The following is a 23068-nucleotide window of genomic DNA, read 5'->3' on the forward strand; positions in this document are numbered from 1 at the left end:
GGATGGCTCTACGAAGTCGACGGCAAACTCCGGATCACAGACCCTGAACTGGAACGTGACGAAGTTTGAATTTCCAAGGGTTTCTCAACGGGGTGGTGTCCTCGTCCAACCCAAGTCTGGTGTACCGTTCAAGCCCGGGCTGATCATCAGAGCCGATACTATCGAAGTCAATCGATGCGAATCGGGTAACGTTCTCTAGAACGTCTTTGACGATGTCCTTCTCGACTTGAAGTTCGAAGTGATACGCGGGACCACCCACCGACCCGCCGGTCTTCTTTCGAGCGTCGATGATTCCCTGCATGTCAAGCTCCTTTAGATGATCACGCATTCGTCGCTGCACCAGTTTGTCGGAGCCGACCTCCTCGGCGATGCTTTTGTAGACACCGTAGATGGGTTTGGTTCGAGCCGGCGTGTCGCCCGCCAGCTCAACAACGGTGATGGCGGCCAGAGTGAGCTGAGCCTGCGTCGTCATCTCGAGCATCGCCTCACGGACAGTTTCTTTCTCGACCTGTGATTCGGCGGCTCTAACGTGGCTGTCTTCAACCTTTGTGTCGCCAGCCCTGTCAGCGATCTCTCCCGCTTTTCGGAGATACTTGATAGCCTGCCTGGCGTCTCCTTTGTCTTGGGCGGCAATTGCCGAGACGAGCGGAATCACATCTGTCGAGAGAACACCGCTTCGGAACACGTACTCATCTCCCGAATTGTCGATCGTTACGACTTTGTCAGTGGATTCATCGACAGACGTGTTCTCGTCGATTGGAACGAGTTCTGTACCACGGAACCCTTTGGCTGCACGGCGCCTGAGGATCTGGCGCAACTGTTTGGCGTCGTACGGGGAGAAGAGAACCGAATCGTCGTAGAGAGAACTCTTGACTTTCGGGCTGAGATTATCCCGCCACTGGAGGTCGTTGCTGATGCCGATTACGCTCGGATACACGTTGTCATTCACATATCCTTGCGATCGAGCCCGAGGTAAGCTGTAGAGAATCCGGTCATCGGTTCCCAAAGAGTCGATTTCGTCGAGGACGATAATAATCGTCCCACCGATCTCGTTCATCGCGTCGTACATCATATCTACAACGGCATCTGTCGAGTAGCCAGTCGGACGGTCATTCCCTGTCAGTTCCATATAGATGCGTGAGGCCGCCCGGAAAGACGTGGAAATGTCGTGCGACTCACACGATATATATAGCGCGGTTAGGTCCAGATGATCGGACTCTTCTTTGGCGTGGTAACGGAGTTCGGAGAGTTCATGCTTAGCAGCAGCCGTCTTTCCTTGCCCAGCTTTCCCGTACAGGAAAACGTTGTTCGCTCCAACTCCTCGAGCGGCCGGGGAAAGTGCCATATGGAGCTGATCAAGCTCCTCGCTCCGTTCCGGTAATTCGTCTGGGTGGTGGTCCTCACGTAACACCTCCTCTTGATCGAAAATATTTGAATTGGATGCGTATCGTGACACTCTGGGAGATGATGAAAGCCCGAGGAATATAAACCCCCATGTCGGTAATGTCCGGGTCGTCCTCAACAGGAGGGTTGTCTCTCGGTAGTCGCCTGTCTGATTATCGAACACGGCATCTTTCCACGTTAGGAGGACTACCCCCACACACCACCATGTCCGCAATTTCAGACCTAAGAGAGAGGGGGTGGGAGAAAGCCAGACACGGTAACAAGAGACCGTGAACGGTCGGCTCTAGAACCAGAAACACGGTGGGGAAGGAGAAGTCACCGGCGCTCCTATACTATATACATATACTTTTCCACTAGGTAAGGTAAGGTAAGAGGAAGAGCAACTCTAGACTAAGTATAGGCTCGTGGTAGCAGCTGTTATCACGCGATTCATATACATCGCGCGGCTCTCGTGTGTTTTGGCGTATTCTCTCTCCCGGTGTAATTGCGGACAGGGTGGTGTGTGTGGGCTCACGTTTCCTGTCCAACGCCTCGTGAGAGCTGTCACGCTTCTACTTTTCCGGCAGCACTCTCGACAGACGCCAGTACTCCGTCAATCAATGTCTCCGTACTCTCTCGAGTTACGTTTGGATCTTGACTTCATTCACTCTTCCCTACGCTATTCGCCTTAGAGGAGAACTGAATCCTGGTTTCTGGTGTACCACTTCTGTGGCTGCAATTGCGGACACTGTGGTGGGTGGGCGATCGGCTAATCTTGGTTGGTGGGATTTTCTTCATGCGGCTCATCTCAAAGCGACATCCTCCTCGCCGTTCACAGCGAAGTCTCCCCGTACCGAGATGGGATACTTGTCGATCTGCGACACAACCTGTTCTTCCGTCTGGAACGTCCCGCTTTCGCGGTCGAACAGGTGAACCGAGGGCTGAGCTACACAACCGGTACTTCTATCCTCACCGTATGAACTCGGGGACCTGTACAAGCCACGATCGACGCGATTTACGTTTGTGTCACCACCACACCGGCCACACGTCTTCGATGTTCCCCGATCGCTTTCCTTCAACACCTCGACTCCGCATTCCTAACCCTGATGAAGATAGCCGAAATTGCGGACGTGGTGGTGGGTGCCGTCACAGCGACATCAAACAAGGTGGTGAAATTGCGGACGTGGTGGTGGGTGACTGGTGGAGAAAATACCACAATAGAATACCACGATTAGAACCTGAATGGATGGTTCCGAAATTGCGGACAGGGTGGTGGGTGCTGGGAAGATCGAGACGGGGAATGCCGAGAGTGAAATTGCAGACATAGTGGTGGGTGTCGTAGCAGCGGCATCAAACCGAGGAGGTGTAATTCCGAACATGATGGTGGGTGCTACGAGACGGTAACCGCTGCTCGGCGAGTGAAATTGCGGACACGGTGGTGGGTGCTCACGAGGGAAGCGAGGTCTGAAATGTCCGAGAAGCCGGCGTACGCAATGCGTACGCTCTGAATCTTAATGCTGCTGAGGAGCCAAAATTCGATATCTCGCGATAATGAATGACCCGGCGCTTTCAACACCAACTGCCGATCCCCCTGGTTCCGAGGAGAGTGACAAGAGATTACCAAACAATGCTCAGCTACGAGCGACGCTTGTGGCGGTCCTGGTAATCGGGGTGGCGGTCCTCGCGATTGCTGGCGCCGTTATCTTCCCGGAGATATTCGCTGAATCGCCGGGTATCGAGTCATCGGTGATCTCAGATGAGTCGCCGGCCCATCGGGTGTTCTTTGAGAACCAGCGCGGGCACACGCTGTGGGTATACGACGTGTGGGTGGCCGAGACAGGCCCCGAGCGTTACCAAGGTCTGAGTGGAACCGCGACGCTCCCCGACGATACCGGCCTGCTGTTTGTCTACGATCAAGAGGCCGACGACCGAGCGATCGTAATGCGCGAAATGAACTACCCGATCGACATCGTCTTCGTCGACGGGTCAGGGACCGTGACAACGATTCACTCGGCATCCCTCGAACCCGGTGTTCCCGAAGACGACCTGACACACTACTCCGGTCGAGCGCGGTGGATCCTCGAGATCCCCCACGGTACTGCAGAGAACCACGCCATCGTTCCAGGGACATCGGTCCGGATCACCGGGCCGACGCATTCGTTCGATTCGCAGTTGGTTCCCAATCGCGAACGTGATTTAATATGACGACACCAGCACGATCCCCCACGAGACTACCACATCGAGCCGAACGCAGCCCCGATCTGGTCCCTCCCGCAGGCGCCTGCTGAGTGCGGTCGCGACCGCCGGACTCGGCGGGCTCGCCGGCTGTATGAATCTCTTCGGCTCTTCTGAGAGAAGTCAAGATGATTCCACGCCGGTAGGAGATTCGACGACGACCGCTCCTGAAGATCGTCCCGACCCGACGAGGTCGAACAATCCGCCGTCGACGAGTCCGACGGTCACAGGGGATCCACCCGTGACGGTCGAGTCCACGCCTGCAGTACGAACCGACGGGCCGGTTGATAGTCCCCCGTCGAACGAGTCCCCGTACGACGATCCCGTCGACGGGCTTACGGTGACCGGGGTAACCGTCCAGGTGGCCGACGAACGTCGGCGGGACAGTATGCTCCGGCTGGCTGATCAACTCACCATCGACGTGAAGGGTAACCGCTTCGAGGTGCGCGGCCGTGGGCACGTTGAGTGGGAGTGCGACACCGTCGGGCTCAGGACGGTGGTCGTCGATGGTCGTCACGCTCGAATATACGCCGAGACTCGTGAGGTGGAGTCTTGCCGGACGCCTGACAACCCGGCGGGCCGGGGTCCATGGTCTATTTCGTTCAGCATTGACGGACAGTTCGAGGGTGGTCGGCCGAATGCGTTGACCGCGAGTATCCAGGGACCGTTCATCGACAATTCGGGCGTGTTCGCCACACAATCTCTGTGAAGTTCTTGAATCGACTGGGGGGAGCCCGTTTGCCGGCAGTTTATCGATCACAATTGAGTGAGGGGGCTCACCAGATGATCCTCCGTGACACCAATGACGACACCAACTGACTGCGCCAATCTCTCGACTAGTCCTCGAAATCGATCACCACGTCCTGCCAGCTCGCTACACACGACCCGGCAGACTCGGTTCGAGATCGCGAGGATTGCGATCGAAGCGCCACACATAGAGGCGACACTCACCAAACACGGTCTCCAGGTTGACTGCCGAAAACCGCAACGGAGGCTCGCGATGCCGACGAGCGAAGCGTTCGTCGACGACCGACCGGAGTTGAGGGCCAATCCCCCGGTGGCCCGGCAATAGATGCTCTTTCCGTCCAGCGATCCAACCCAGCAGACGCTTGAGGACAAGCCTGCCTCGCTCCGGTTCCTCTTTGAGGAGTAACCCATGGCTCGATTGCGAGAGCGATCCGGTTCCCATAGCTGTGTTACCCCACAATTAGGAGAGGGCCAGTTCAGTGGGGTAACTCTAATTGAACGAAGCCGACAGATCGCGCATTCGAGGAAGTTCACGTGAACAGCACAGATGACGGCGGAATTCGTGAGAAACTCCCGCCAGCAACGCTCCTCGATACCGACCAGCCACGACTCATTCGTGCCGGTGTCGCCTGCATGCACGATGTCGATACTATTCGAGCGTACGTTGCTTATGAGAATCAACACCAGAGACGGGGCTGGGTGCTCCGGCTCCTCGCCAAACGCGCAGCGACGCTTCGAGAGGATCGGTGAAACGCTGTTTCGAGCGCTCGCGGGCGCATATTCATATCACACCGGAACGAATTACTGACTACGTGGTGGAAATCTATGGCAGTTCAGCCTGGTTCGGACGGTGGTCGCGACTTCGTGACGATTTTCAAGACCGGATCGGTTGACCGCGACAACTATCCCAAGTTGGCCGAGCACTTACTCGAGGGTCGGACCCAACTCGCCGCCGAGACGGGGTATCTGATGAAGTTCGGCGATGTCTCTCACCGAGGACTGACGCCATTCGATGTCGCTTCGTTACACGATGTGCCTGCGTATCCGCTCCCAGAGGCAGCGCTAAAGTCGCTCCCGGCGCATGTCCGGGCCGATCTGGAGCGCAACGGCGCTGTCCAGCTGTTCGCTACGTATGACCGCGAAAATCACGAGTTCGAGGATATCGCGCTCGCATGGGAGGAACAGGACTTCCTCGAGCGGCTCGCCGAGCTAGTCGCTGGCGACTGCTCGCTCCACGAAGCGGTCGACTGGACGGTCGTTGAGGAGGCCAACCGTTACACCGTCGCCCAGTGGGCCGACATCAGAGGGGTCACCGAGGACGCCGTCCGCTCGAACGTCAATTCAGCCCGTGAGAAGCTACTTGCCGAAGAAGATCGCGAGTCTCTCGAATAGACCTATCGGATCTTTTGCAACAAGCTCAGCTTTGCACGTTTGCCTCAGAGAGGCCCGTGATCGGCATCATCCGTCTTTGCTACCGCCCTACATCATGCTCCAACTTCAACGTGCAAAGCTGAGCCGAATTAGGGTCCGATCGTGTGTAACCGGGACCTGATCTTGAATCGCTCTCAGAGCCTCAGAGCGAATCTCGCACCACATCGTCGAACTCGATCAATATTTGCTCGGGGACAAACTGTTCGAAGGTCACCCATCCATCCGGAAATCCGATCGTCACACGCGGATGCAGGGGTTCGCCGTGTTCCATTGAACGGACGTCCGTCGGGACGGTGACGAGTCCCGTCGCCGCGTTGAGTTCCGTATCGCCACGACGGAGTAGGTCTTCAACGATCGCGTCGGTACGAACGTCGGCTACGTTCCCAGCTTCTGGGTCCTTTGACCGGACCTCGATCTCTCGCGAGCTGTCCCGTGGATTCGTATTCCTCACTCGAAGCGTCGAATATCCATCAATACAGGCGTCTTCGAACTGTCCGCGGAATCCGGTGTCGAGGAAGGAAATTCGGGTTGCGTCATCTAAGCCAAGATAACTCAGCACAGCCTGTAGGGTTGCGTCTGCGGTACCGTCGTCGGAAGCCCGAACGGCGAGGAGCTGTGTCCTCGGTTTGAACGTCGCGACCGTAGTCGGTCGGTTTTCCTTCGAGATCGTCAGTTGCGTTTGTGACCCAGTGTCGGGGACGTTGCAGACGATATAGATGCGGTCGTGGTCTCTGATGGCTGTCTGGACTTCGGGTCCGTACGCACCCTGGGAACCTACGTCTCCGACTTGGCCGGTCGCTCCGTCGGGTGAGATCTGGCGCAGACCATCGACCTGGTAGTAGTAGACTGTCCGGTCTCCTGCAAAGCGGAGCTGTGACGCCGCCCGTCGGAGTTCGATTTGAGAGAGTTCGTCGAGTGTGTCGGCGAAGCTCCGGTCGTCGACATCGATGGGAATATCAGCCGCCTGGAGGACGCGACGACGGGCAGCTTGTGAGGGGAGATCTTGAATGAGTTCTTGTGGTGACGCGTCGTTTTGTGTCGGATCAATTGGTAAATCCACGTAGTGCGAACACCTGTCCGTGAGCAACAGTCCTCAGTTCGATGAAATAGGTATTTCGGAGAGGAACTCTGAGACGGCAGTTACGTATTTTTATATGGCTCCTGCGGAAAGCCTTCGTAAGGCTGACTCATGTCTGAGCAGGAACAATCTAAGCGGTCGGAGGGTCGTCCTGAGCTTCCTATTGAGCGTGGCTTCCCGATCGAACGAGTAAACGAAATTGCTGAGAAGGAAAGCCGGGCGAAACAGTACTACCGTCCGATTTACACGATGCACAAGTGGTGGGCGCGCCGCCCGGGCTGTCTCTTCCGTGCAATCACGATGTACTCGTTGCTTGACCAGAACACGACTGCTGACGATGTGGAAGTCTATGAACCCGGGGAGAACCAGCAGCTTGGTGATAATGGCCTGGATGAGAACGACCTTGTTGAAGCAATTGCGAATGTCGACATTGACGATCCTGAGCCACTCTGGGACTTCTATCCGAAGGATATCAGAATCAAAGATAAGAAAATTCTTGACCCATTTATGGGTGGCGGGACGTCCCTCGTTGAAGCGTCGCGTTTCGGAGTTGATTCAGTCGGTGTGGATCTGAACCCTGTTGCGTGGTTTGTCACTAAGAAACAACTTGATGCTGGCCAGACGGATGTAGAAAAACTTGAACATGCTTTTGAGCAAATAAAATCGGAGGTAGCAGAAGATATTCTGGAATATTATCGAACACCTTGCCCGAATGGTGACCACGACGCTGATGTGATGTATAATTTCTGGGCTAAGGAACTCGATTGCGTCTCTTGTGGCCATACAGTACCCTTATTTAAGGACTATCGAGTCGCCGCTGGACGTTATGAAAACGATAATAAATATAATGTCCTTTGTCCGGATTGCGGTGCTGTTACTTTAGTGGATGATTGGCAGGAAGAAAGTGAGTGTGAAGAATGCGATCATCGGTTTGTCCCCAAGGAGGGAAATGTCTCACGAGGTGGCTACTACAACTGTCCGGAGTGTGGACAAAAAGAAGCTATTTTAGATGCCATCAAGGGGGAAGAAGAATATGAACTTCAGCTCTATGCGGTTGAATATTACTGTAAAGAATGTGATCAGCAAGGGTTAGAAAAGAGTGCATATAAAGGCTATAAGCAAGCTGAGTCTGCTGATAAGCAACTCTTCGAAAAGGCAAAGCGAGAATGGAATACTAGGACAGATCTTCACGAGTATGTTCCTGAGGAAGAGATACCTCCTGGGCATATGACGGTTGACCGTAACCCCCTCTTCGATCATGGATATTCAGATTGGGTTGATATGTTCAATGAGAGGCAATTACTGTGCCTCAGTAAACTTCTAAAGTCTATTTCTGAAACCCATGACCAGAATATTCAGGAGTATTTGCTATTGACGTTTAGTGAGACGCTGAACTATAATTGTAATATGGTTGTCTACAATCCCGGCAAAAACCTTGTTGCGAATATTTTCAAGTCAAACTCTTTCGACCCTCCAAGCAGACCAATTGAAAATAATATTTGGGGTACTGCATCTGGCACAGGTACATTCTCAAACATGCGTGATATGATTCTTAAGGCAGTGAAGTATGCAAAAGCTCCTACTGATCGCTATATGGAGGATGGTGATACCAAAAAAACGGACAATTTCGCCCAACCCATCGGTATCAACTCTGAGGTTTATCAAGATGATATGCGGAATATCACTGCCGAAGATGAGTATGATGCAGTTATAACTGATCCACCATATTACGACAATATCATCTATTCAGAGGTAGCTGATTACTTCTATGTCTGGCAAAAGATCCTGCTTGAAAATGAGTATCCTGGATTTGATCGGGTGAAGACTCCGAGAGCAGAATCAATTGTTACAAATCCGTATCTGGATAAAAAAGCGGAGGACTTTGAGCATGAGATGAGTGAAGCGCTCAATGTCATTAACCGTGCTCTCAAGGAAGACGGAACGCTGGCATTCACCTATCACCATAGCGATGAAGAGTCTTGGGGTGAACTACTGGAATCCCTTTGTGAGAACGATTTTGAGGTGACCGCAACGTACCCAAGTAACTCCGATTTAAACAAATTCATCGGTGGAGAGGCCGTCGCCTTCGACATCGTCATCGTCGCCCGTCCAATGGAAAATCGTAGGCCCGTTTCCTGGGATTCGCTTCGAAGACGGATTGTTCGAACTGCAAGAGAAACTCGAGATATTCTAGAAGAACATCGAGAACTTGCAGGTGGAGATATCGGTGTTATTGAGATGGGGAAGTGTTTCCAGGAGTACTCCAAGCATCACGGCGAGGTTCACCGAGCAGGCGAATTGATGTCCGCGAAGGAGGTCGTCGATGAAATCTACGGAATCATTCAGGACAACGACCGTGGTGAGCAGGATATCTACCGAGATCTGCTTGAAGAGTGGAAGCCGACCTACGACGACCTGAATAAGCATCTCAAACGGTCTGACGCATCAGAAGAGCAGATGAAGGAAATGCAGCTGTTCCGTATGGACGGCAACGACTTCGTCCTCTGCCAATGGGACGACGAAAAACGTCAGGCGTATGTCCAGAACAAGGTTGAGGAGGGCAATGGCGATCTTACCAACCTCGACAAAGCACACTTCCTCCGCTACCACTTCGAGCAAGGAAAAGACCCGAAGGAATACCTCGAACGCTGGAACGACGACGCACTCCGTGAGCTCTGCGAGGGCCTCGCAGAAGCGACTGGTGACGAGACCTACCTAACAATGATTGGCGTGGATATGTCTCTTGATGCGTTCGGCGACGAATAATGATAGATCCGGATCAAATCGACTTCGTCAACGATATCATCGACAAGCCTGCTGTTGAGCCGTTTCTGAATGCAGAGTACGATAATGAGTGGGAAGAACAGCTTTTCGTCGATACAGTTCTCGTTCCTGTATATCTCTCGAAAAATCTCTCAGAGGCGGAATATAACTCTCTTATGTCGGACGAGCTGGTGAACTATGCTGCCTCGTTCTATGAACGATCTCGGATCTATCACTGGTTTTGGTCAGATTGGATTTCTTGGTATAGAGATGATGTTCAGAAACCGTATACTACAGCTCGTGCGGGTATCCATCTCTTTGCACCGATATATGCACAAGAGTTGGAAGGCCCCTTGCGGTATCAGATCTCCGCCTTGACTGATCTCCTAAACACGTACCGAGGTAATCACGGTGATTGGTCGGAGAGAATGTATGATGGTGATGAACGTCGGTATGTTCCTAGTGCCCTAAGCGATTGTATCCAGATCTCTCGCCAACTGCACGGGACCTCTGATAACGATGAATTGAATCAGGGGTTCGAGAATTTGACTTCGTCCCTAATTCTACTCGCCCAGCACGAATCATTCGCTGAGCAGCACGAGCAGGATATTGATTTCAGTAGCGTCCTGCAAGAATACGAAACCGACGATCATCCGAATACTGGTGATGTTCGAAATGCTATCGCACATGCTAATTACCACCTGGACTTCGAAGAAGCATTTGAATCGGATGAGAGAAATGTAGTCTTTGAATTGGGTGATCAGGAATTTTCTCTGAACGCTGATGGGGTGTTGTTGTATTTAGGAAAACAGCTTATGCTGAGCTACGCAATTAGTACGGGGATTACACTGCTCTATTCCATGCCTCTCTTGAAACAGATTCGGACGAGTATATCTCTATTCTCTGGAATGTCCTCCCCGGAAGCGTCGACCAATCCCTCTTGTAATCTCGTATCATTAGAATCTACGAAGACAAGAGTTCCTTTCGTAGGCGATCAACTAGTCTCTCGAGATGGCTTTAGGCACGATATACGAAAGAACAACATAGTTATGTTCCTTGATGTCTATTTTGGAGTTTCTATGTTCGCTAAGATGATTTAATACTAGATTCTACCCTATTCAGATATATACTTTAATAAGATGGTCGTCCGTCGTGTCTGGTATACATGAGCGCCGAAGGAACTCTCGATACTACGATCGACGACGTGCTGACGCTCAGTCCGGAGCTCACCGAAGGGGATAGCCTCATCAAGGGCCAGATCCGCCTCTACGATGTCGACAGCGAGGCCGATACGCTGGAATCCGACGCAGAACGATTCTTCAACCGTACGCTGCTGACCGGTGGATTAGAGGACTCCCTGAAGCGACTCCGAGACACTCGTCGGGGCGAGGACAACAACCGCCTCCACGAGATGTACGGTCCATACGGGACCGGGAAGTCCCACCAGATGGTGGCGCTATACCACTGCTTCAACTCACCTGACGTGGTTGGCAAGTGGGCAGATGGTCGTATTGAGGGGCTTGGAGAAGCGCTCCCTGACGACGCATTACCGGTCGTCGTCTCCCTCCAGAAAGAGCAGTACGAGTACCTCTGGGAGCCGCTGTTCGAACAGCTGAATTACGAGCCGGACGAGGAACAGTACGACGAGGAGGGTGGTTACCCGAGCATCGACGTTATCCAAGACGCGGTCGGCGACCGTACCGTCGCGTTCTTCATGGACGAACTCGAGGACTGGTTCGGATCGCTCAGCGGTCGGCGGAAGGACGCGAACCGCGGATTCCTGCAGGCGCTCTTCGAGACGACCTCACGTCCGAACACGGAACTGTTCGCTTTCGTCTCTGTGCTCCGTGAGGGATCCGACGTCCACGATATCCTCTCCCGCGAGCCCGAGCGCGTGCAGGTCAACATGTCCAACCAAGTCGACATTCGGGACGTCCTCCGTCACCGACTCGTCGACTCTATCAACGATCGCTCGGCGATGCGCACGCTCGTCGATCAGTACATCGAAGCCTACGCGGACACGGACTACGTCGACCTTCCAGACGGGCTCCGCGAGGAGATGTACGACACCTACCCGTTCCACCCGATCCTCATCGACTCGCTGAAAACCCGCTACTTCGCGGAGACCGAATCGGGCGCGACTCGGGGGATGCTCTACCTTTTCGCGAAGGTACTCGTCGACCAGTACCAGAATACTGACCTCCTCACGCACGGCGAGGTCGACGCGGTCGAGTACAACGACGAGCTCACCCGCATCAACGTCGAACACTCTCGGCCGGACCGGTGTTACGACGACATTCGAGAGCGCCTCGCTGACGCGGACATCACCTACGGTCGACCTATCCTCAGCACCGTTCTCATCTACTCGCTCACTCCGGGGCTCGCGGAAGGCGCGACCACCTCCGACATCGTCATCGGGACCTACCACGCCGGCGACCGCATCAACGACATCATCGTCGACCTCGAGCGTCTCCAGGGAGAGGTCTACCACCTCTGGCGCTCCGACGACCGCTACGTCATCCGTGAGGATGAGAACCCGCGCTCGCTCGTGAAGAACGCTGCTCGCGACGTCGACGATGAAGACGCGATCGAGCTCGTCGGTGGCCTCATCGATGGCAATCATGAAGCTGTCACGGGCGGCGGCTTGTTTGGTTCGGGTGCCCACGCGGTCGGCTTCAACGTCGACGGCGAACTTGAGAACGTCCCTGATAGCCAGAACATCAAAACCGTCGTGAAGAACGGTCCCTGGGATGCTGACAGCGTCGGTGAGATCATCAAGAACCAGCCGGCCGGTCGGCAGTGGCGGAACACGCTCGTGTTCGTCCAGCCGAAGAACGGCAAGACCATCTCGCCCACCTCGCAGCAGGAGAAATTCCTCGGGAAGGCCAAGGAAGTCATCGGGGCGGAACTCCGAAAGGAGGACGAGAACCTGGCCGAGGAGATTCGCGAGGAGATCGGAAAGCTCCACGACGAGTACGAGGACGACCTCCTCGAACGCCTGGAGAGCGCTTACGGGGAGATCATCGACGGCGACGACCTCCTCAATGAGTTCGACTACGCGGCCGAGATGTCGCTGGAGAACTTCGTCGCCACCGAACCCGTCCTGAACGCCAGCAATATTGCCGCAGCGGCGGAGGCGGATCCCTTCGATCTCCAGCGCCACGTCTGGGACATTGTCCGCGATCGCCTCGATAGCCGCTCTGAGACGACCATCGACGACATCTACGAGCAGTTCCTGATGGAGCCGACGTATCCCATTCCGGGGAGCGCGCAGGCGGTCGTCAACGCCGTCGAGGACGGACTGGGGGACAAGCCGATCCTCGCACACGATGGCAGCGGTTTCAAAGATGAACTCCGCGGGCTGAATCAGGACACGGTACTCGTTAGAGAGCGACGTCGAGAAGTGGTCGACCGAGGAAGTCGAATCCGAACTCCGGGGGCGGTTCGGCGCCGGTACGAAGGAAGTCGATCTGGGTTCGTTCGAACTCGATCTTCGCCAGCGGACCGACGTGTGGATACATGACCAAGACCCAGAAGACGCGGTCAAGATGGCCGCTGGGCGGCTGGCGAACGCGGACCACTACGTCCTCATCAGCGGCAGTGAAATCCTCGACAAGGTTCGCTCAGACGCGACGCTCCGCGACGTCTCGGACGCCGAGACGATCGGGCCAAACGAAGTTCGTGACCGCATCGAAGAGACGGTTGATGCCGCCGGAGAAGCCGACACCAGCCAGGTGCTTACGACGATTCGGAACGACACCGAGGTGTACCTCCCGCAGGACAATACCGAGTCCGCGTTCCGCAGCGCGGTGAGTACGCTCCTGACCGATGGATTCAAACTCAAAACCGGGGGCGACTACGTCAGTACCCTTGGCGATCGTGAACCGACGTCCGTCGTCGTCGCGCCGATGGTTCCTGAGGATATCGGCGACCGAATTCTGAACTACATTGGTGACCTCGATGAGGAAGCCACCTTCCAGGTGCAGTCGATTCAGAGTGAATGCGCTGCGGGACAGCCCGAGGCAGCGGTCAAGCACTTCCTGCTCGCAAAGCTCGGAAAGGAGGACCCGCACTACGTTGTCGGCGCGACCGGCTCGGAGGATCCTGCAGACTGGTTCCCCGGAGCTGGGTTCCGCATCCCGCCGGAAGAGGGCTGGACCTTCGAATACCAGGGCGACAGCCCGGCCGAGATGCGCCAAGAGTGGAACGAATCACACGAATCCGGCTCCGTCTCCTACGGATCGCTTTCGTTCAACACCGATGGCGAGGGCGCGGCGCCGGGCGGGCTCCAAGGCGTTGCCGAGTTCCAGCAGGCACATACGGATCTCCAACTCGAGCTCGGGCAATCTCACGAGGTCGTCGCCGACATTCTGGAGAATATTCCTGAGTCTGCCACGAGCATCGACGTCACCATCCAGTTCGAATGACGCCCAGCTTCAAATACGAAGACGGGACCACCATTCACCATGTCTGACCCGGACGCGAACTCGCGGGATACGCTCCCTATCGAGCGGGGGTTCCCCATCGAGCAGGTGAACGACCTCGCTGACCGCGAGGGCCGCGCTAAGATGTACTACCGACCGCTGTCCACGATGCACAAATGGTGGGCGAGACGGCTCGGGAGCGTGTTCAGGGCGATCTCGCTGTACTCGTTAGTCGATGATCCTAGCGCTGTCGAAATCCATAGGGCAGACCAAGAAAATCAGAACCTTTCCGATTTCGGCGACGGCGATACAGAAGACACCACCACTGAGCATCTCGCTCAACTCATCGAGTCTGTCAGTCTCACCGAGCCAGACGCGCTCTGGGAGCTGTATCCGAAAGACGTTCGCGTTGATGGGAAGACCGTCCTTGACCCGTTCATGGGCGGCGGGACGAGCCTCATGGAGGCCATCCGATTCGGCGCAGCTGTCACCGGTGTCGATTTGAATCCTGTCGCATGGTTCATCTCAAAAAAGAGCCTTGAAGCTCACGAGGTTGATGCCGACGAGCTGCAACAGGCCTTCGACGATGTCCGAGCAACCGTCGCAGACGAACTCCAGTCTCACTATGAGACTACCTGTCCTCACGACGAGAACCACGTTGCTGACGTCGTGTATGCGCTCTGGGTACGGAAGCTAGACTGCACTTCCTGTGGCGAGACGATTCCACTGTTCAAAGATTACCGCGTCGCGAACGGTCGCTACGAGGACGACGACAAATACAACGTCTACTGCCCGGACTGTGAGTCCGTCTTTCTGACTGATGACTACCAAACCGAGTCCGTTTGTACGGAGTGTGGCTACGAGTACATCCCAGCGAACGGCCCAGTCTCTCGAGGCGGTAACTACGGATGCCCGTCGTGCGGTCTGCAGTATCCAATCGTCGATGCGATCGCCGACGGACAGTCGTACGCCGAGGATCTCTACGCGATCGAATACTACTGTACGGAGTGTGAGGACGAAGGCAAGGATCGAGCGATCTTCAAGGGCTACACCGCGGCAACTGAAAAAGATCGTACTCAGTTCGATCGCGCTGCGGCGTGGCACTCTGCAGAGGAGTTAGATGCGTATATCCCTCAGAGTGAAATCCCCGAAGGTGCGATCACAGCAGCGTCCGGAATTAATGGAAACGATGTCTTCCGCCACGGCTACGAGACGTGGTCGGACATGTTCAATAATCGCCAGCTCTACTGTCTTTCGACGCTGCTCTCGGCCATCGATGACGTCGATAATCAGAGCGTCAAAGAGTATCTCCTCCTCGCTTTCAGCGACTCTCTGATGTTCCAGAATAACTTCGCACTCTACAATATCTCGGGGACGAAAATAGAGGGGATCTTCAGACAGAACTCCTACCAACCCCAGGTCGAATATGCGGAAAACAACGTCTGGGGAACGAGAGCTGGTCGAGGCACGTTCAAGAATACGTGGGAGAAAATCGTCAACGCCGTCGAGTTCGCCCACCAGCCAACAGAGCGGTACCTCGAAGATGGGGAACTCAAACAGACGGATTCGTTTGAGAACCCGGTCGGTGGTGAGTACACACTCCATCAAGGCGATGTCCGGGACGTTGAGCTCGAGTCGGAGTACGACGCCATCATCACTGATCCTCCGTACTACGACAACGTCGTCTATTCGGAGGTCTCGGACTTCTTCTACGTCTGGCAACGGCTGCTTCTCTCTGATGAATATTCCTGCTTCACGCCCGAAACGACGCCTCGTGAAGAGAGCATCGTCGCGAACCCGGCTATCGAGAAGGACGGAGCTACCTTCGAGAGGGAGCTCAAGCAGTCGTTCTCCCGGATGCGGGACGTACTGAAGGACGACGGCGTACTCACGTTCACGTATCGGCACAGTGGAATCGAGTCTTGGGGGACGCTCCTCGAGTCTCTGTGCGACGAAGGATTTGATGTGACTGCGACGTACCCGATCTCGGCCAATCTCACCGAGTTCGTAATGGGCGACGAACTCTCGTTCAGCGTGATCGTGGTCGCACGACCAATGACGGATCGCGACCCGATCAGTTGGGCTGCGCTTCGACGACAGATGTACAGGACTGCGCAGCGAACGGAAGAGGAGATTCAGGAAGGACAAACCATCTCTGAAGGCGATATCAGCGTCGTCCAACTCGGACGGTGTTTCCGAGAGTATTCCAAACACCACGGCAAGGTCCACCGTGAGGGAACCGTCATGTCCGCGACTGACGTTGTCGCCGGGATGTACGACATCATCGCTGGTGATGATGATGTCTCCCCCGACGAAATCTACCTGAGCCTCCTGTCGATGGGGGAGCCCACGTTTAACGATGTGAACCGTCTGTGTCGAGGAACTGAAGTCAGCCCAAAGGACCTCCAGGAACGGGCGTTTTTCGACACCACAGATGGCTTCACGTTATTGCGGTGGCACGATGAGCAGCGGATGGCTTACCTCCAAGCGAAAGCCCCTGACGAACTCTCTGCTCTCGAACGGGTGCAGCTCCTCCGATACGCTGCTGATGAGGAGACCAAACCCAGGGAAGAGAGCCGCGAACTGGAGGTCACAGGAGAAATGATGGACGTAGCATCCGAACTTGCGGACATCACTGGGGACGAGACGTTCCGTCAGATCCTCAGGGACTAACGTATTTCACACTCCTGTGAGACGTTCGTGATGACATGAGTGATATCGACGCAGTGGCGGGCTTGTATAACATCATCGTGAGCGGTGAGCGAGAGTCCGCCGAGTATCGGGTTCCCATCGAAGAGTTCGTGACGAAGCTCGAGAATCGAGACCTCCCCGACGAGATCTGCGTAGCCGGTCTCGAAGAAGTCCTTACCGAAGACGATGATCTCCGTGATCGGCTGGTTTCTACGATGCGGCAAGAAATGGATTATCTCAACAGCCAGCGCCCGTTACCAGCGATTCAATTCGTCGTCGACGGTGATGTTCAAGGTGCCGGTGATTCGTTCGACGTAGAGATCGATGATGAGTTCCACTCCTTGGAGCCAATTTTCGGTCGGCAAATCAAGAAGCGGGATTCGGGATGGCTTGTTGTACCGTTTCGCGTGTAGTACCCGTCAGGGGTTACATCAGGGGATATGGCCCTTCGATGCTAACCGAGGTGCCCTCTTGGTCAGATTTGAGGAAGTGCAGAGTCACTGTCCCATGATCGTCATTCCCCTCAGGTTCGTATATCGGGACGCAGGTCGTCTCGTGTTGCGGGTATTTTGGATGGTCTTCTTCGTCGGTCTTTGCACACGCCTCTTTGATTCGAGCCTTCGTCCACTGCCCCTGATTTTCTAGCTCCGGTTTGTTTGGTCCATAGGACGCGAATGCAATCGCTGCGATGACCCGGTCAGCGAACGTGGCGGCGTTGCTGATGCTGAACGGGCCATTCGTATCGTGAACCTCCGAGAGGGCCTCCTCTGAGACGCCACTGAGACTGAGGTGTGCATCGGAAGTCGCCTCGAAAACATGAAGTTCAGGATAGGTAATCGCGAGCGTCTCCAAGATGTACTTTCGGATGACCTCCTCGTAGTCCTCGCAAGTGAAATCGCCGTCAGGTGAGACGATCTCTATTTCTGCCCCAGTGTGTTGTACGGGAAGTCGAACGTTGCGATACTGCGGGCAGAGGAATGCCATCCGGTCGGTCTCCGTGAGATAGGCGTATGCGAACATCCTTGACCGGGATGCAGAGTCGTTAGCTGGGTTCTTGCCCGCTTGATAGTACTTGGAGTCCAGTACCGCGAGCGTTTGGTCTCCGTCTGTGAGGAGGTGATCGGGTTGGTGGCGGGCCTCGGCGTTTCCAGCGAAAGGATAGATCGGCGGCTCAGGCTTGCATTTGACCCCTGAGAGCTGATCCAGGTAGTCGATCTGGCGTAGAGCCTCCACTTTCCGGTTGAGAATCCGATTGGAGTAATCCTGGAACAGTTTATTCATACTCAGCGCATAGTCAACGAGGAGTTCCTCCGGGCCACCCCCAGCCTGGCCGAGCAACGTCGACGAGAGAATCGATTGACTGGTGTGGAACGCTCGACGGTAGTAATGGCGTTGTCGAGGAAGATCCTGGAGTGAGAGCCGACGATAGCCGCCGATTTGCTTCTGGCTACTCTGAATGCCCAACTTCTCCATCCGTTCCACCTCTTGGTGAACCATAGAGAGGAGTACGTCCTGACGGGGGTGCTGGTGGCCGTCCTGATCCTGCTGGAGCAACCTGAGGAGCAGCTTCCCGGCCATGTGGATTGTCGAATTCACAGGGTTAGCGTACTCGACCTGTGTTTCGATCCAAGTCGGAACCGGGTTCCCGGTTGCGTGATTCATCAGCGTTTGCTCGACGTCGATTGAACCCAGTCCTTCGAATCCGTTCCGGCGACGAATATTGAGATTTCGAACGAATCCCTCGCGTCGGATCGTTCGGACGCCATGAACGTAGTTGATCGCCAGGATGGCGATAATACGAGCGGATTCAACGCCGCTGGAAACCAACTCGTCAAGGGGGACTCCGTAATAGGACTGCGTTCTGTCGATGTCGTAGATCGTAAGCAGCATCTGGATGACGTGCTCCCAGGCAACTTTGGGTTCGACCTGGACACTCATCCCCGGGACCAGCCTCACAATGCCGACGACGTCGGAAGGCTCTACGTGGAGTGTGTCATCCACGAGGCGTACTGAAAGGACTTGAAGTGCATCAGACTCGGAATTTCGCCCGGATCGAGTCCGTAGTCGGGGGCGCTTCTTGACGAATTTGCTCCCCTCCCGAACGAAGTTTGCCGCCCGAAGTTCGTTATTGATCGTATCCGGATCGCAGTCCTCGATGATGAGCTTTCGATTCTCCTGAACGGAGCAGAGGGATGTACCGTAGTCGTAGCGGACAGCGTTACTCATAGGCGCTGACGCCCATCTCGCGTTCCTCAGCCTCCGCCTGCCGGTTCGCGAGGTCCATGGCGGGACTGAGGTCGAACGCCTCGAACTGATTGTCGAGCGTCTCGTAGTGACTCGCAAGGCGATTGATCTGGGGCAATGCCGCGGTGTTCAGGAGACGAGGCGCGATGTACGTGGCGAAGGCCTGCCCGACTGCGACATCTTCCTCACCTGTGTACTGACCCCCGTTCGCACAGGCATGCTTGAGAAACTGGGTGATGTCCTCGTAGTGCATCGGCCCGAACTCCATGATCCCGTCCTCACCACTCGTGGTGGTCCCTTCGTTGATCCCTTGATGATGACTCTCGAAGAGTTCCTGAAGCTTGTCGCGGTCAATATCCACATCGGATCCGAGTTCTCCGATCCAGCGGTCGAACAGGGAAGCCCGTTCCTCATCGCCGTAGCGGCTGAGTTCTATCATCGCGAAGCGACGAGTGATCGCATTGTCGAGTTCGTTCACTGTCCGGTCCGACATGTTCATCGTACAGATGATCTTGACGTTGTCGTTGAGCGTGAGTGGGTCGCCGTCGTCATTGCGGAAGATCACCTGGTCTTCGTCCTCGATAGCGGTATACAGCGGCCCGAATACCTGGGAGATGTCTGCCCGGGTGATTTCGTCGATAATGACGCCCCAGTTGTCCTGGTACTCGTTTGCCTTCTGAATGCCCTGGGAGACACAACCTGCCCGTCGATGGTACTCGATATCGCCGTCCTTCGTCTCCGGTTGGATACTACCGGTGATGTCCGCAGGTGTCCATGTTGGCGTCGCGGTATGGAGAGAATAGTCGATGCACGCCTCCAGTGCGAGCTGCTTTGCGAAATAGGTCTTTCCGGTACCAGTCGGGCCGTAGAGAACAATTGGCTTCCCGACTTCGATAGCGGTGAGAGCGTTTTTCTTGACTGTGTCCGGGACCAGCGTCTCGCCCAGATTGTAATTTCGTTGGGCGACGGTCTGTTTGACCTCGAACGGGGTGACATTTGAGGTCAGAAGGGCCTGTCGGACCTCATCACGATTTCCAGAGACGCGCCTGTCAATTTCCGCGTCTTCGACCAGATATCGTAATGCGTCTGGGCTAGAGGTGCGATTTATAAAGTCAGTCGCAGAAGCGCTCGAATTAACGATGAACCCTCTGAATTCCTCTGCCTCCTCGCGGTCGTAGTCCTCGAATTTCGGCGTCCCGCTACTCATTAATTGGGAAATATCGGGGGGCTACCATAAAACAACGTGTATAGATGGAAGAACGTGGCTAGGGGATACAAAGAAACATACCTATGTAGATTAATTGTGGAATTGAGACAGATCCCATGGCATTCGACTCGGAGTCATTCTCTTCTGGGCACACCCTCATTCAGCGACTTGAGGAATACAACCCGTGGTGGGAGCGCGGTCGAGAGGCGAGTCAAACTGGCGACTATTCATCGCTCCAGGACATCTTCTACCAAACATACGACGAGCTGCATCAGCAGCAACGGCGGTTGATTCCCATAACCGGCCCTGACGGGGCGGGAAAAAGCGCCCTCCTCGAGCAACTGGCCTCTGCGCATATCGACCCGGATTTCGTAGAGAAGTTCATTCGAGATGTAGACAGGCGTGAGCAGGCTCGAGAGCACCTCGTATCCCCCTCGAACGTCCTGTACATCCCTCTTCGAGATGATCCGGTCTTCCAACTTCAGCCGGAAGCTCAGCTCCGGGCAGCCGTGGATCACTTCGAAACGCACGTCCTGCGGCACCCCCGCTCATCCCCACACTACATCCTGTTAGATGATCTCCATACGGTTGAGCGACCAAACAAACGCGGGAATCAAGATGTCGGCCGGTGGGAACGCCTCCTTGTAGACTTGATTGCCGAGCACGATGACCGTCAGATCGTGTTCACGGCGCTTTCGAGAGGGTCCGTACGGGAGCGATTCGAGGAGACCGACCTTGCAGAAGTGAATGAAGGAATCCGCGGAGAGACACGCGAGCTGTATCCCATGGGTTTCGCCGATTTCCTCAAGATGCGATACCGGGATATCGAACTCGCGCCTTCGGCTGAGCGGTTCGATGAGGGCGCGGTTCGGAAGGCGTTACTGGACGCTGTCGAGGCGGGAGACGCTGACCGATTCGTAACCGAGGTCGAAGCCCAGAACAGCGACGCAATTGCTGACCCGTCGTCGATCCGGCGGGAGATCGCGAATTACTGTACGAGCGGGGGGATGCTGACGCTCAGAATCTCCGGTGACGGCGTCTCGATTGACGAGGAGCGATTTGTCGACGTGCTCCGTGGACGGGACGATGTCGATCTCGAAGCCCACCAACGAGAACTACTCAACGACTTCAGAGACGATCTCCTGCACGCCGCGACGAGCCTTGGAGGGGTGAAGGACGCGCTCGGCTTGGAGCGATTTTGTGGCCTCGCTGCTCACGAACACCCGACCGGGGACGTGCGGTTCGACGATCTGACCGAGGTACTCGATGTCGACCGTCGAACCCTCCGCGATAAGTATCTCAGCGTTCTCTCACGACTCCATCTGCTTTCGGCAGCACAGGAATACGACAATCAACGTCCACGGAGGCTCCGATTTTACCTGCGGGATCCGGGGATCACGAACGCGTTCCGTCGGAATGATCTCAATGACGTCCTCCGACGTGAGCCCGGCTAGACGAAGCTCTGGCGAAGGCGGTTGCATTTGATCACACAATCCGGTTGTCGAACACGCTCAACCATCCCCACGATCCGAAGCGTGGAGTAGTCAAGTTCTGGGTTGGGTCAAAGGGTACAGTCGATTTCGTGCCCAAAATACGCGGTACTCCCGTTCCGATACTATGGTCTCATAACCGTGCTCTGGACGAACTCCAGATGAGTCAAGATACGCCTGATTTCGATGCTTTACAGGAGTTCCTCGAGAGCGATGCCTACGAGAGCGAACGAGACCGAGTCGATGAGCAGATGTACAGTCCTGTGACGGACACCTTCACCAAGCAGCGGCGATCATACGTCGAGCAAGACGAGTACGGGGGTGAGCTCAGTGCTGACGGGAAGGCTGCATTCGACGCCGAACCAGCATTCGGGATGGTTCTTACAAATGCGCGGTCAGCTCTGGACGATGGAATTTCCGTCAATACTGACAGTTCGAAGCCGATCATTCAGGTTCCACTCTGGACGTATCTCCGGTTAGAATGAATGAATACAGGAATATATCTGAACATCGAGTAATTCCGATCTAAATCCGGGAGGCGTCATTCGGAACCTACTCAATTCCCATTTGTCGGACAGCGTAGCTTCGGGCGATTTAACGCCCGGAACTGTCGCGTGATTCCAACCGGGTGCCAGACGGCCCCCGACGTCGTCAGGCGCTTAGTGAGCATTTGAATACGGTAGAGATGTCAATCTATGCCGGCGAGGGGCGAGAAATCCGCAGGAAAAACACTCGGAAACGAAAGAGAGACTCAGAACACCCCGATTGTCCAGTCGCCTCTAACGAAGCGATGTTCCCTTGTCAGTTCCCCTCACGAACTATGTTTAGTAGTTGAGTACGAGTCTCGCGACCAATCGGAGCGACACCTGCTCTTTGATAGATGATGATATTCTTGACTTTGGATTCGAGTGCAGGGATGTCGATTGCATCTAATGCTCCCTTGGACGCTCCAAAACACCAAGTCGTGTTCTTTTGTGCTGTCGATAGGATATCATCCCATCTACTTCCAACTGTATTTTTGAAACTCGATGCGGAAAGAAGAACGACGATGATATCGGCAGTTTTTCCCGCCGAAACTATTGCGTTAGCGAATTCTTCCATGCTCTCCTCAGAAGAAGCGTTTTTACTCGCGATCTCTTGAATTGGGGTTTCCCCCTTCAAATAGCCGAATTCGTCGGAGAGGATGTGTAGCTCGGTTTCCGCATACTTAGATATCTCCTGCTCAAGATTTGAGATAGGCTCGAAAAGACCTTGGAAGTAGTGCTTAGCAATAACACCCTCTTCAGCATCAGCGGTAGTCTGAGCTCCTTCAGCAAAGATTGAGATGTTCATATTGTACCGTGATTGATATATTTAGAACTCCCCAAGGGTAGAG

At 55.0% G+C, this 23068-nt stretch carries 14 protein-coding genes and 2 pseudogenes; 10 read left to right on the forward strand and 6 right to left on the reverse strand.

The window, feature by feature from the left end; translation table 11 throughout:
• Positions 1 to 34 precede the first annotated feature (34 nt).
• Both WDJ58_RS26210 and WDJ58_RS26215 read right to left on the reverse strand, forming a co-directional pair.
• Positions 35 to 1600, reverse strand: coding sequence for a Cdc6/Cdc18 family protein (locus WDJ58_RS26210; RefSeq protein ID WP_338918493.1), 1566 nt, complete (start codon positions 1598 to 1600; stop codon positions 35 to 37).
• 586 nt (positions 1601 to 2186) lie between these two features.
• Positions 2187 to 2471, reverse strand: a pseudogene (locus tag WDJ58_RS26215) (hypothetical protein); the annotation flags it as partial.
• 562 nt (positions 2472 to 3033) lie between these two features.
• Between WDJ58_RS26215 and WDJ58_RS26220 the strand changes: the two are divergent.
• The 3 genes from WDJ58_RS26220 (at position 3034) to WDJ58_RS26230 (ending at position 5757) form a co-directional block, all read left to right on the forward strand.
• The gene (locus WDJ58_RS26220) at positions 3034 to 3588 is read left to right on the forward strand and encodes a DUF192 domain-containing protein (RefSeq protein WP_338918436.1); all 555 of its coding nucleotides are present in this window, start codon (positions 3034 to 3036) and stop codon (positions 3586 to 3588) included.
• A gap of 124 nt (positions 3589 to 3712) precedes the next feature.
• Positions 3713 to 4327, forward strand: coding sequence for a hypothetical protein (locus WDJ58_RS26225; protein ID WP_338918437.1), 615 nt, complete (start codon positions 3713 to 3715; stop codon positions 4325 to 4327).
• A gap of 902 nt (positions 4328 to 5229) precedes the next feature.
• The gene (locus tag WDJ58_RS26230; RefSeq protein ID WP_338918438.1) at positions 5230 to 5757 is read left to right on the forward strand and encodes a hypothetical protein; all 528 of its coding nucleotides are present in this window, start codon (positions 5230 to 5232) and stop codon (positions 5755 to 5757) included.
• Between the two features lie 181 nt (positions 5758 to 5938).
• On the opposite strand, the gene WDJ58_RS26235 is transcribed toward WDJ58_RS26230, so the two are convergent.
• A complete protein-coding gene (locus tag WDJ58_RS26235) occupies positions 5939 to 6856 on the reverse strand; it encodes a hypothetical protein (RefSeq protein ID WP_338918439.1) in 918 nt (305 codons plus the stop codon).
• A 129-nt stretch (positions 6857 to 6985) separates the two neighbouring features.
• Between WDJ58_RS26235 and WDJ58_RS26240 the strand changes: the two genes are divergently transcribed.
• From WDJ58_RS26240 to WDJ58_RS26260, 5 genes and pseudogenes are all read left to right on the forward strand, one after another.
• On the forward strand, positions 6986 to 9640 hold the full coding sequence (locus tag WDJ58_RS26240; RefSeq protein WP_338918440.1) for a DUF1156 domain-containing protein: 2655 nt from the start codon (positions 6986 to 6988) through the stop codon (positions 9638 to 9640).
• Positions 9640 to 10737 carry a hypothetical protein gene (locus WDJ58_RS26245; protein WP_338918494.1) on the forward strand — a complete coding sequence of 366 codons (1098 nt, stop codon included), beginning with the start codon at positions 9640 to 9642 and terminating at the stop codon, positions 10735 to 10737. Before WDJ58_RS26240 ends, WDJ58_RS26245 begins: the two co-directional genes overlap by 1 nt.
• A 65-nt stretch (positions 10738 to 10802) precedes the next feature.
• Positions 10803 to 14064: pseudogene (locus tag WDJ58_RS26250) on the forward strand (DUF499 domain-containing protein).
• A gap of 39 nt (positions 14065 to 14103) precedes the next feature.
• Complete coding sequence (locus WDJ58_RS26255; RefSeq protein ID WP_338918495.1) at positions 14104 to 16734, forward strand: DUF1156 domain-containing protein; 2631 nt, start codon at positions 14104 to 14106, stop codon at positions 16732 to 16734.
• A 35-nt stretch (positions 16735 to 16769) separates the two neighbouring features.
• Positions 16770 to 17165: a hypothetical protein gene (locus tag WDJ58_RS26260; RefSeq protein ID WP_338918444.1), complete on the forward strand. Its 396-nt coding sequence runs from the start codon at positions 16770 to 16772 to the stop codon at positions 17163 to 17165.
• A gap of 13 nt (positions 17166 to 17178) precedes the next feature.
• Here WDJ58_RS26260 and WDJ58_RS26265 read toward each other — a convergent pair whose 3' ends face one another.
• Together WDJ58_RS26265 and WDJ58_RS26270 are read right to left on the reverse strand one after the other, a co-directional pair.
• Positions 17179 to 18978, reverse strand: coding sequence for a hypothetical protein (locus WDJ58_RS26265; protein WP_338918445.1), 1800 nt, complete (start codon positions 18976 to 18978; stop codon positions 17179 to 17181).
• Positions 18971 to 20203 carry an AAA family ATPase gene (locus tag WDJ58_RS26270; RefSeq protein ID WP_338918446.1) on the reverse strand — a complete coding sequence of 411 codons (1233 nt, stop codon included), beginning with the start codon at positions 20201 to 20203 and terminating at the stop codon, positions 18971 to 18973. Before WDJ58_RS26270 ends, WDJ58_RS26265 begins: the two co-directional genes overlap by 8 nt.
• Positions 20204 to 20319: 116 nt before the next feature.
• Here WDJ58_RS26270 and WDJ58_RS26275 point away from each other — a divergent pair, with 116 nt between their 5' ends.
• Positions 20320 to 21657 (forward strand): hypothetical protein, encoded by a 1338-nt coding sequence (locus tag WDJ58_RS26275; protein ID WP_338918496.1) that lies wholly within the window; start codon positions 20320 to 20322, stop codon positions 21655 to 21657.
• Positions 21658 to 21854: 197 nt separating this feature from the next.
• Entirely contained in the window at positions 21855 to 22178 is a 324-nt protein-coding gene (locus tag WDJ58_RS26280) for a hypothetical protein (protein WP_338918497.1), read from the forward strand.
• A 316-nt stretch (positions 22179 to 22494) separates the two neighbouring features.
• Here the strand turns inward: WDJ58_RS26280 and WDJ58_RS26285 are convergent, their stop codons facing one another.
• Positions 22495 to 23025, reverse strand: coding sequence for a hypothetical protein (locus WDJ58_RS26285; RefSeq protein ID WP_338918448.1), 531 nt, complete (start codon positions 23023 to 23025; stop codon positions 22495 to 22497).
• Positions 23026 to 23068: the final 43 nt, after the last annotated feature.

Source organism: Salinirubellus litoreus, from assembly GCF_037335815.1.
Taxonomy (GTDB): Archaea; Halobacteriota; Halobacteria; order Halobacteriales; family Haloarculaceae; genus Salinirubellus; species Salinirubellus litoreus.

What these genes read in the sequence shown, in the direction of transcription:
- WDJ58_RS26225 (WP_338918437.1), top strand. Translation starts at nt 3,713, where the DNA reads ATGAATCTCTTCGGCTCTTCTGAGAGAAGTCAAGATGATTCCACGCCG.
- WDJ58_RS26240 (WP_338918440.1), top strand. Translation starts at nt 6,986, where the DNA reads ATGTCTGAGCAGGAACAATCTAAGCGGTCGGAGGGTCGTCCTGAGCTT.
- WDJ58_RS26245 (WP_338918494.1), top strand. Translation starts at nt 9,640, where the DNA reads ATGATAGATCCGGATCAAATCGACTTCGTCAACGATATCATCGACAAG.
- WDJ58_RS26255 (WP_338918495.1), top strand. Translation starts at nt 14,104, where the DNA reads ATGTCTGACCCGGACGCGAACTCGCGGGATACGCTCCCTATCGAGCGG.
- WDJ58_RS26260 (WP_338918444.1), top strand. Translation starts at nt 16,770, where the DNA reads ATGAGTGATATCGACGCAGTGGCGGGCTTGTATAACATCATCGTGAGC.
- WDJ58_RS26265 (WP_338918445.1), bottom strand. Translation starts at nt 18,978, where the DNA reads ATGAGTAACGCTGTCCGCTACGACTACGGTACATCCCTCTGCTCCGTT.
- WDJ58_RS26270 (WP_338918446.1), bottom strand. Translation starts at nt 20,203, where the DNA reads ATGAGTAGCGGGACGCCGAAATTCGAGGACTACGACCGCGAGGAGGCA.
- WDJ58_RS26275 (WP_338918496.1), top strand. Translation starts at nt 20,320, where the DNA reads ATGGCATTCGACTCGGAGTCATTCTCTTCTGGGCACACCCTCATTCAG.
- WDJ58_RS26280 (WP_338918497.1), top strand. Translation starts at nt 21,855, where the DNA reads ATGAGTCAAGATACGCCTGATTTCGATGCTTTACAGGAGTTCCTCGAG.
- WDJ58_RS26285 (WP_338918448.1), bottom strand. Translation starts at nt 23,025, where the DNA reads ATGAACATCTCAATCTTTGCTGAAGGAGCTCAGACTACCGCTGATGCT.